Consider the following 9,586-nt stretch of genomic DNA (forward strand, 5'->3'; position numbering starts at 1 on the left):
TACTCAGGTTGTTGCCGCGCCTTGCGGCGTGGCGGTTGAAGATGCTTCCGCGACCAGAAGCATCCGGGGCATGCCCCCACCGTTGCCGGCGGGGGCGAAAACTCAATCGACGTACAGCGAGCTGACCGACTCGCCGAAGGCGATGCGGCGCATCGTTTCGGCCAGCATTTCCGCCACGCTCAGCTGGCGGATCTTGCTGCACACCCGCGCGGCGTCCTTCAGCGGGATGGTGTCGGTCACCACCAGCTCGTCGAGCTGGGAATTGGTGATGTTGTCCACCGCCGGGCCGGACAGCACCGCGTGGGTGCAGTAGGCGGCGACCTTGAGCGCACCGCGCGCCTTGAGGGCAGCGGCAGCGGCGCACAGGGTGCCGGCCGTATCGACGATGTCATCGACCATCACGCAGGTCTTGCCTTCGACGTCACCGATGATGTTCATCACGGTGGAGACGTTGGCGCGCGGACGGCGCTTGTCGATGATCGCCAGGTCGGCGTCATCCAGGCGCTTGGCCACCGCACGGGCGCGGACCACGCCGCCCACGTCCGGCGAGACGACGATCAGGTTCTCGGTGCCGTAGGCGCGCCAGATGTCGGCCAGCAGCAGCGGAGAGGCGTACACGTTGTCGACCGGAATATCGAAGAAACCCTGGATCTGGTCGGCGTGCAGGTCGACGGTCAGCACGCGATCAGCGCCAGCGGTGCTGAACATCTTGGCCGCCAGCTTGGCAGTGATCGGCACGCGCGAGGAACGCATGCGGCGATCCTGGCGCGAGTAGCCGAAGTACGGCACCACGGCGGTCACGCTGGCCACCGATGCGCGCTTGAGCGCGTCGATCAGCACCAGCAGTTCCATCAGGTTTTCCGCGCTCGGCGCGCAGGTCGGCTGGATCACGAACACGTCCTGCTTGCGGACGTTCTCTTCGATCTCCACCTGCACTTCACCATCGGAGAAGTGCGAGACCAGCGCCTTGCCCGGGCGAACCCCCAGTTCCTTGCAGATGTTCTGCGCCAGACGTTTGTTGGCGTTGCCGGAAAAGACCAGCAGGTTCGGGGACTCTTGCATCATGATTGTCTCGGGCGGGGACGAGTGGCGGGGATCCGGAGTCGGCAAGGACCCTCATGGACCCTTGCTGCTGACAACACCGCGGTTGTTTCCACGTCCCGCGCAGGCGATGCGCTGGAAGGCGCGGACACAGCCGCTATTGGCAGGGGCGGTAGGATTCGAACCTACGAATGCCAGGATCAAAACCTGGTGCCTTGGGCCTCTTGGCGACGCCCCTGCATTGGTAAATCAGTGTTGCTCGAGTGCATCCAGCAGTGGCGAACGCGCAACGCCCGCTGCCACCCTTGCCCGCAACTCCTTCGGCAACTTCGACCGTCCCTGCTCTGCGGCAGCCTGCGATGCGAACTCGACGAAACAACCACTTCCCGAACCGGTCAGCCGCGCGGAGCCGATGCCGCTCAACGCCGCGAGCGCGGCCTCGACGGCAGGCTCACGGCGGCGCAGCACCGGTTCGAACGCGTTCCCGACCAGGGTCCCGGAAGCGAAGTCCTCTATTTTCGCCACTGGGCTGTCGCGCGTCAAATCCGGGTCTGCGAAAAGGACCGGTGTGGGAACATGAACGCCCGGCTCGACCACCACATACCAGGCCGGCGCCAGCGTGATCGGCTGCAGCCGCTCCCCTACCCCCTCGGCCCAGGCATTGCGGCCACGCACGAATACCGGCACGTCAGCCCCCAGGCGCAGGCCCAGCGCGGCCAGCGCGTCTTCGTCCAGGCCGGCTTGCCAGAGCCGGTTCAACACGACCAGTACGGTGGCCGCATCCGACGAGCCACCGCCGAAACCGCCACCGGCGGAAACATGCTTTTCAACGATGATGTCCGCACCTTGCGCGACATTCGCCACCTCTTTGAGCAGCCTGGCGGCACGCACCGCCAGGTCATCGGCCTCGGCCACGCCGGGCAGGCCCTCGCCCTGCCGGTGCACCTGGCCGTCTTCACGCAGGCGCAGGCCGATGCGATCACCCCAGTCCAGCAGGCGGAACACGGTCTGCAGCTCGTGGTAGCCATCGGCCCGGCGGCCGGTGATGTGCAGGAACAGGTTCAGCTTGGCCGGGGCTGGCCACCAGGACCAGCCCGCGTCGTCGGCTGCACCCTTCATGGGGTGCCCTGTCCCCACTGGTCCACCAGCAGGCGCACCTTGGCGTCGCCATTGCTGGCCTCGATCCGGCGCGGCAGCGCCGGCCGTGCGGCCTCGGCCGGGTACCAGTCCAGGTACTGCACCTGCCAGCCCATCTGCTGCATGCGGCGCGGGCGGCCTTCACCGTCACGCTCGACCTTCTCCGGACCGGCGGCATCGCCGGCCACCAGGCCACGGATCCAGTCCGGCAACTGGTTGACCGGGATGTCCCAGCCGGTCGCTTCCAGCAACAGCTGCTGGGCGTCCTCGCCGTCACGCGGACCGCCCGCCAGCCCTTCCAGGCGACCGGCCTCGGAATGGGTATCGCCGGTCAGCTTCCAGCTCTGCCGGGTCACCGGCGCGCTCAGCTCAACCACGTAGCGGCGCCCGTCCTGCTTCCAGTCGATGCGACCGCTGCCACCGTCCTTGCCCTTGCTGACCGCGACCCGGCCCTGGAAAGCCCAGTCCGGCTGTGCCTGCAGCGCCGCCACGCGCGCGGCCTCGGCCTGCGCCGCTTCGGCTGACACCGTCTCGACCACGGCCGGGGCCGGCGTCTTCTGCGTGCCCACCGTCGTGCACGCGCTGACCGCCAGGGTCACGGCCGCCAACAGCAGCGGCCGGATAAGGGAAACACTCATGGATTGAATTTCTCGCGGGCGCGCAGCAGCGCGCGGTTCTCGGGATCGAGCTTGGCCGCTTCCTCGAAGAAGTGGCGGGCCTCGTCATGCTTGCCCAGCACCCACAGCACCTCACCGACATGGGCGGCGATCTCCGGGTCCTTGGCCAGGGTCCAGGCACGGCGCAGCTGCACCAGTGCCTCTTCCTTGCGGCCCAGGCGATACAGCACCCAGCCGTAGCTGTCGACGATGGCGGCGTTGTCCGGCTCGGCCACGCGGGCGCGGTCGATCAGTTCCAGCGCCTCCTGCAGACGACCGGTACGGTCGGCCAGGGTGTAGCCCAGCGCGTTCAGTGCCGGTACGTTCTCGGGGTCGGTCACCAGGATCTTGCGCAGGTCAGCCTCGGCACGCGGAATGTCGTCACGACGCTCCCAGGTGAGTGCCCGGGCGTACAGCAGCCCGTTGTCATCCGGGTAGGCCGCCAGGCCGCGGGCCAGCGCATCCAGCTCGCCGGCACTGTCGTCGGCGCGCTGGCGCAGCTCGGCCTCCAGCAGGTAGGCATCGCGGCGCACATCGTCGTCGACCACGGCGTCGGACTGGATGGCATGCACTTCATCCAGCGCCAGCGGCAGGCGTCCGGCCAGCGCCTGCGCATTGGCCGCACGCAGGCGAGCCTCGCTCAGTTCATCGCCACCGGGCACGCTGTGGTACCACTGCACCGCCTCGGGATAGCGCTTCAGGTATTCGGCGATCTTGCCCAGCAGCAGGCGCTGCGCCGGATCCGGCTTGGCAGCCTGCCGCGACAGTTCGTTGTACAGGTTGGACAGCGCGGCCTTGTCACCCTGCTTGGCCAGCAGTGAGGCGCGCATGCCCCAGGTCTGCACATCCTGCGGGCCGAACGCCAGCACCCGCTCGGCCGCGGACGGCTGGCCGAGGCTGTCATAGGCGATGGCCACCGCGTTGCGCAGTTCCGGGTCCTGGCGGGTCTTCGGCTCGACGTCGTGCAGCAGCGACAACGCCTTGTCGGTCTCGCCGGCCTGCTGCAGCTGGCTGGCACGCAGCAGCGCCACGCGTGGCTCCTCGGGGAAACGCTTGACCACTTCGTCGATCATGCGCCGCGCCAGCTCGGGCTTGTCCATGCGCAGGGCCAGGCGGCCAAACTCCTGCCAGGCCTCGATCTTCGGCGGAATGGCATTGGCATCGACCAGCTCGCCCAGCACCTGCGCGGGCACCGCCGGGTCGCGGCCACCGCCAATCAGCGCGGCCAGGGCGAACTTCCATCCGCGTTCATCAGGGTCGGCCAGCAAGGCCTGCAGGTCGCCACGCGCGGCCTTCACATCGCCCTGGCGCATGGCCAGTGCAGCGGCGGCACTGCGCATGGTCAGCGAGCTGGGCGCGCGCTGCTGCCACAGGGCCAGGCCCTTGGCAGCGCTGGCATCGTCGTTGGCGAGCATGGAAATGCGGGTCGCGCGCTCGGCCAGGCCGGCGTCGCCGTCGGTCTGCTGGGCCGCCTGCAGGTACCAGCGTGCGGCCTCGGCCAGCTTGCCGGCCTGCAGCGCGAACTCACCGGCCATCACCGGTTCCAGCGCCAGTTCCTCAGTGGCCGCGGCCCGTACGGGGGCCTTGGGCGGCACCGCTGCCAGGGCCTGGCCGCAGGCCAGGGACAGCAGCAGAACACTGGGGATGCGAATCAATGCGGGCATCGTCGGCATCGGGGCCTTAAAATGTCGTCCAATGGCCAGCAGCTTATCGCAAGCAACTGAACAATGACCCTGTGGGTGCTCGGACTGAATCACCAGACCGCACCGGTAGAGCTGCGCGAGCGCGCGGCCTTCGCCGGTGAGGCGTTGCCGCGCGCGCTCGGTTCGCTGCGCGATGCCCCGCAGATCGCCGAGGCAGTGCTGCTGTCCACCTGCAACCGCACCGAGCTGTACGCCGTGGCCGATTCGGCGCAGGCGCTGGACCAGTGGCTGCACGCCCAGGCCGGCGACCTGCAGGGTTACCTGTACCAGCACGCCGATGCCGATGCGGTGCGCCACCTGTTCCGGGTTGCCACCGGGCTGGATTCGATGGTGCTGGGCGAACCACAGATCCTGGGCCAGGTGAAGGATGCCTGGTCGACGGCGCGTGACCACGGCCTGCTCGGCCAGCGCCTGGACCGGCTGTTCCAGCAGACCTTCTCGGTGGCCAAGCGCGCCCGCACCGATACCCAGGTCGGCGCCAACCCGGTGTCGGTGGCGTCGGCCGCGGTGCGCCTGGCACAGAACGCGTTCGCACGCCTGGACGATTCCACCGTGCTGCTGGTCGGTGCCGGCGAGACCATCGAACTGGCCGCGCGGCACCTGAGCGAGGGCAAGGTGCGGCGGCTGCTGATCGCCAACCGCACTCTCGCCCACGCACAGGAGCTGGCCACCCGCCATGGCGGCGTGGCCCTGCCGCTGACCGAACTGGACCGTCATCTGGGCGAGGCCGATGTGGTGTTCTCGGCCACCGCCGCGCGCGAACCGGTTATCCATCGCGAGATGGTGGCCAAGGCCCTGCGCGCGCGCCGGCACAAGCCGATGCTGCTGTTCGACCTGGCCGTACCGCGCGACATCGAAGCCGAGGTCGGTTCGCTCAATGACGCCTTCCTCTATACCGTCGACGACCTCGAACGCGCGGTGGAAGACAACCGCCGTGGCCGCCGCGAGGCGGCCGCCGAGGCCGAAGCCATCATCGACCTGCAGGTGTCGCGCTTCATCGAGACCCAGCAGGCCAGCGCCCACCAGGCACCGCTGCGGCAGCTGCGTGCGTTCGGTGAAGCGACCCGCACCGAGCTGCTGGAGCGCGCCCGCCAGCAGCTGGCCAACGGCAAGCCGGCCGACGAAGTACTGGAACTGCTTGCCCACGGCCTGACCAACCGATTGCTGCATCCACCGACCGCTGCCCTGCGCGCTGCCGCGCTGAGCGGCGATGCCGACCTGACCCGCGCCGCCGAGCGCCTGTTCCCGGCCACGCCGGGTTACCGCCACCCACCCGTGAGACCCGATGACGCCGACCCTGCGCCGTAAGCTGGAAGCGCTGGCCGAGCGCCGCGAAGAACTGGAACGCCTGCTCGCCGAACCCGATGTGGTCGCCGACAACACCCGTTTCCGCGACCTTTCGCGCGAATTCGCCCAACTTGAACCGGTCGCTGCAGCACTCGCCGATGAGGCCCGCGCCAAGGCCGACCTGGCCGCCGCCGAAGGCATGCGCGCCGACCCCGACCTGCGCGAGCTGGCCGACGAGGAAATCGGCGCCGCGCAGACGCGCCTGCAGCAGCTGGAGCAGGAACTGGCGCTGCTGCTGGTGCCGCGCGACCCGCGTGACGAGGGCAACCTGTTCCTGGAAGTGCGCGCTGGCACCGGCGGCGACGAAGCGGCGATCTTTGCCGGCGACCTGTTCCGCATGTACGCCCGCTACGCCGAGCGCCAGGGCTGGAAGGTCGAGATCGAATCGGACAACCCGGGCGAACACGGCGGCTACAAGGAAGTGGTGGCGCGCGTGGTCGGCCGGGGTGCGTTCTCGCGCCTGAAATTCGAATCGGGCACGCACCGCGTGCAGCGCGTGCCGGCCACCGAATCGCAGGGCCGCATCCACACCTCGGCGGCCACCGTGGCGATCATTCCCGAGACCGACGAAGTCGATGACATCGTCATCAACCCGGCCGACCTGAAGGTGGACACCTTCCGCTCCTCCGGTGCCGGTGGCCAGCACGTCAACAAGACCGAATCGGCCATCCGCATCACCCACGTGCCGACCGGCGTGGTGGTGGAATGCCAGACCGAACGCAGCCAGCACGCCAACCGCGACAAGGCGATGAAGCGCCTGAAGGCGCAGCTGCTCGACGCCGAACGCCAGCGCCAGGACGCGGCGCAGGCCGAGTCGCGGCGCCTGCAGGTCGGCAGTGGTGACCGCAGCCAGCGCATCCGTACCTACAACTTCCCGCAGGGGCGGATCACCGACCACCGCGTGGAAGGCCTGACCCTGTACGACCTGCCCAACATCCTGGCCGGCGACCTCGACCCGCTGCTGCAGCGGCTCAGCCACGAACACCAGGTCGACGCCCTGGCCCAGCTGTCGGCGGGCTGAGTCGCATGTCCGCCTGGCAGCAGCGGCAGCACCTGCAACAGGCGATCGCGCGCCAGCCCAGCGATTTCGTCGCCTGGGTGATGCTGGCCGACCTGGAACTGGAAGCCGGCGACATCGCCGCCGGCGAACAGGCCGCACGACGCGCGCTGCAGCTGCGCCCGAACCATCCCGAAGCGCTGGCGCGCCTGGGTCGCGTGGCATGGATGGCCGGCGCGCATGCCGACGCCGCGACGCTGCTTGGCCAGGCTGCCGCTCTGGCACCGCAGCACCCGGGCATCGCGCTGTGGCTGGGCCACGCGCTGGAAGATGCCGATGATGCCGAGGGCGCGGCAGCGGCGTATCGACGCGCGCATGCACTGATGCCATCCGAGCCGTACATCGCCGCACAACGCCTGGCCTGGCAGCGTCGCCTGTGTGACTGGCAGGATGTGGACGCACTGGCCGTGCAGGTGCGCAGTGCACTTGCCTCCGGACAAGGCGTGGTCGAACCGTTCGCCTTCCTCAGCGAAGACGCCTCCGCCGCCGAGCAGCTGGCCTGTGCGCGCGCGCGTGCATCCGCCGTAGCCGCTTCGGTGCGGCCGCTGCCACCGGCAATGGTGCGTACCCAGGGCCCGTTGCGGGTCGGTTTCCTCTCCAACGGATTCGGCGCCCATCCCACCGGGCTGCTGACCGTGGCCCTGTTCGAGCAGCTGCGCGACGACCCCGCGCTGCAGCTGCATCTGTTCGCGCTGAACCGCGACGATGGCAGCCGCATCCGCCAGAGACTGCAGGCGGCGACGCAGCTGCACGACGTGGCTGGCCTGCGTCATGCCGACACGGCCACCCGCATCCGCGGGCAAGGCATCGACCTGTTGTTCGACCTGCGCGGCTGGGGTGGCGGCGGCACGCCGGAAGTACTGGCCATGCGCCCTGCCCCGCTGCAGCTGAACTGGCTGGCCTACCCGGGCACGTCTGGAGCGCCGTGGATGGATGCAGTGATCGGTGATGACTTCACCCTTCCGCCATCACTGGAACCGCATTACAGCGAACGCGTGCTGCGCCTGCCGCGCGCCTTCCAGCCTTCGGACAACACCCGTGTGCTGGAGTCCGCACCGACGCGTGCCGAGTGCGGGCTGCCCGAACGCGGCGTGGTGTTCTGCTGCTTCAACAACAGCTACAAACTCAACCCGCGCAGCATGGGCCGCGCCTTCGCCGTACTGCAGGCGGTGCCTGGCAGCGTGCTGTGGCTGCTGTCCGGCCCGGGCCAGGCCGATGCACGGCTGCGGGCGGCTGCGCAGAAGGCGGGCCTGGACCCGGCACGCCTGGTATTCATGGCCAAGCTGCCGCATCCGCAGTACCTGGCCCGCTACCCGCTGGCCGACCTGTTCCTGGACACGCACCCGTACAACGCGCACACCACGGCGTCGGATGCGCTGTGGGCAGGCTGTCCGGTGCTGACCTGTCCTGGCGATACCTTCGCCGCGCGCGTAGCCGGCAGCCTCAACCATCACCTCGGCCTGGCCCGGATGAACGTTGCCGACGATGCTGCGTTCATCGCCACTGCCAGCGCACTGGGCAACGACCCGGCGGCGCTGGCCGCGCTGCGCGCCGAGCTGGCGCAGGCGCGCGACCACAGCGGCCTGTTCGACATGGGCGGGTTCGCCCGCGACCTGTCGGCGCTGCTGCAGCAGTTCGCCGGTGAGCACGGCTGGCGCGGCGTCGACAGAACCTGAGCACCACCTGCGCTACGCTCGGGCTTCCTTCCCGCGTGGTGTGACGATGGCAAAGCTCAAGCGCAAGGAATACGACGAACTGCTGCTGCCGCTGCAGCTGGAACTGACCGCGATGGCGCGCTGGGTGCAGCACAGCGGCCAGCGCCTGCTGGTGCTGTTCGAAGGCAGGGATACGGCGGGCAAGGGTGGCGCGATCCAGGCCATCAGCCAGCATCTCAACCCTCGCCAGTGCCGGGTAGTGGCCTTGCCCAAGCCCACCGACCGTGAAGCCACGCAATGGTATTTCCAACGTTATGCATCGCACCTTCCCGCCGCCGGCGAGATCGTGCTGATGGACCGCAGCTGGTACAACCGCGCCGGCGTCGAGCGGGTGATGGGGTACTGCAGCGAGACCGAGTACCAGCAGTTCCTGCGCCAGGCGCCGGTGTTTGAACAGCTGCTGGTGGACGATGGCATCCTGCTGTTCAAGTACTGGCTGTGCGTGGACCAGGAGCAGCAGGAAAAGCGTTTCTGCGAACGCCATGTCGATCCACTGAAGGGCTGGAAGCTGTCGCCGGTCGACCTGAAGTCGCGCAGCAAGTACAGCGCCTACACCGAAGCGCGCGAGGCGATGCTGCGCGCGACACATCGCGAAGGCGCGCCATGGACGCTGGTGGATTTCAACGACCAGCGGCTGGGCCGGCTGACCCTGGTGCGCAACCTGCTGGACCGGTTGCCCGACACGCGGGTGGATGCGCCGTTGCCGGAACTGCCGAAGCTGAAGGGCAAGCTGCATCGCGAGCACTACGATGTGCTGAAGCCGATCGAGGACTTCCCGGTCGAGGAATAGGGTTTGTTCGGCAGGGCTGCGCCCTGCACCCGTGGTAGTGCCGGCCGCTGGTCGGCAACAGCAACAGCAACAGCAGAAGCGAGCTTCCTGTGGGATGGTGGGGCGGTGCCGGAGTGCGGGGACGCCGCAAGTACGTCCTT

Annotated in this window: 8 protein-coding genes and 1 tRNA gene; 4 read left to right on the top strand and 5 right to left on the bottom strand. The window is 68.8% G+C overall.

The features are described 5' to 3' along the window. Window positions 1-102: 102 nt before the first annotated feature. The 5 genes from SSKA14_RS20775 to SSKA14_RS20795 all read right to left on the bottom strand — a co-directional run bounded on the left by SSKA14_RS20775 (window position 103) and on the right by SSKA14_RS20795 (window position 4,498). Window positions 103-1,062, bottom strand: a complete 960-nt coding sequence (locus SSKA14_RS20775; RefSeq protein ID WP_005415400.1) for a ribose-phosphate diphosphokinase — start codon at window positions 1,060-1,062, stop codon at window positions 103-105. A 140-nt stretch (window positions 1,063-1,202) separates the two neighbouring features. Then, window positions 1,203-1,279 (bottom strand) — tRNA-Gln (locus tag SSKA14_RS20780). An 11-nt stretch (window positions 1,280-1,290) separates the two neighbouring features. Continuing rightward, window positions 1,291-2,160, bottom strand: a complete 870-nt coding sequence (ispE, locus tag SSKA14_RS20785; protein WP_008266726.1) for a 4-(cytidine 5'-diphospho)-2-C-methyl-D-erythritol kinase — start codon at window positions 2,158-2,160, stop codon at window positions 1,291-1,293. After that, window positions 2,157-2,816 (bottom strand): lipoprotein insertase outer membrane protein LolB, encoded by a 660-nt coding sequence (gene lolB / locus SSKA14_RS20790; RefSeq protein WP_008268719.1) that lies wholly within the window; start codon window positions 2,814-2,816, stop codon window positions 2,157-2,159. The genes ispE and lolB overlap by 4 nt, the downstream gene beginning before the upstream one ends. Then, window positions 2,813-4,498, bottom strand: a complete 1,686-nt coding sequence (locus SSKA14_RS20795; RefSeq protein WP_198283617.1) for a tetratricopeptide repeat protein — start codon at window positions 4,496-4,498, stop codon at window positions 2,813-2,815. Before SSKA14_RS20795 ends, lolB begins: the two co-directional genes overlap by 4 nt. 63 nt (window positions 4,499-4,561) lie before the next feature. Here SSKA14_RS20795 and hemA point away from each other — a divergent pair, with 63 nt between their 5' ends. Genes hemA through ppk2 form a run of 4 tightly spaced genes read left to right on the top strand, consistent with a single transcriptional unit; the run spans window position 4,562 to window position 9,446 of the window. After that, window positions 4,562-5,845 carry a glutamyl-tRNA reductase gene (hemA, locus tag SSKA14_RS20800; protein WP_008268503.1) on the top strand — a complete coding sequence of 428 codons (1,284 nt, stop codon included), beginning with the start codon at window positions 4,562-4,564 and terminating at the stop codon, window positions 5,843-5,845. Further along, window positions 5,823-6,905, top strand: coding sequence for a peptide chain release factor 1 (gene prfA / locus SSKA14_RS20805; protein ID WP_008265120.1), 1,083 nt, complete (start codon window positions 5,823-5,825; stop codon window positions 6,903-6,905). Before hemA ends, prfA begins: the two co-directional genes overlap by 23 nt. Window positions 6,906-6,910: 5 nt before the next feature. Next, window positions 6,911-8,617 carry a tetratricopeptide repeat protein gene (locus SSKA14_RS20810; protein ID WP_008266306.1) on the top strand — a complete coding sequence of 569 codons (1,707 nt, stop codon included), beginning with the start codon at window positions 6,911-6,913 and terminating at the stop codon, window positions 8,615-8,617. Between the two features lie 46 nt (window positions 8,618-8,663). Continuing rightward, complete coding sequence (ppk2, locus tag SSKA14_RS20815; protein WP_008264955.1) at window positions 8,664-9,446, top strand: polyphosphate kinase 2; 783 nt, start codon at window positions 8,664-8,666, stop codon at window positions 9,444-9,446. The last annotated feature ends 140 nt before the right edge of the window (window positions 9,447-9,586 follow it).

Source organism: Stenotrophomonas sp. SKA14, assembly GCF_000158575.1.
Taxonomy (GTDB): domain Bacteria; phylum Pseudomonadota; class Gammaproteobacteria; order Xanthomonadales; family Xanthomonadaceae; genus Stenotrophomonas; species Stenotrophomonas forensis.

Coding starts and splice junctions, on each gene's coding strand:
- SSKA14_RS20795 (WP_198283617.1), bottom strand. CDS start 4,498: ATGCCCGCATTGATTCGCATCCCCAGTGTTCTGCTGCTGTCCCTGGCC.
- ppk2 (WP_008264955.1), top strand. CDS start 8,664: ATGGCAAAGCTCAAGCGCAAGGAATACGACGAACTGCTGCTGCCGCTG.
- SSKA14_RS20810 (WP_008266306.1), top strand. CDS start 6,911: ATGTCCGCCTGGCAGCAGCGGCAGCACCTGCAACAGGCGATCGCGCGC.
- lolB (WP_008268719.1), bottom strand. CDS start 2,816: ATGAGTGTTTCCCTTATCCGGCCGCTGCTGTTGGCGGCCGTGACCCTG.
- hemA (WP_008268503.1), top strand. CDS start 4,562: ATGACCCTGTGGGTGCTCGGACTGAATCACCAGACCGCACCGGTAGAG.
- ispE (WP_008266726.1), bottom strand. CDS start 2,160: ATGAAGGGTGCAGCCGACGACGCGGGCTGGTCCTGGTGGCCAGCCCCG.
- SSKA14_RS20775 (WP_005415400.1), bottom strand. CDS start 1,062: ATGCAAGAGTCCCCGAACCTGCTGGTCTTTTCCGGCAACGCCAACAAA.
- prfA (WP_008265120.1), top strand. CDS start 5,823: ATGACGCCGACCCTGCGCCGTAAGCTGGAAGCGCTGGCCGAGCGCCGC.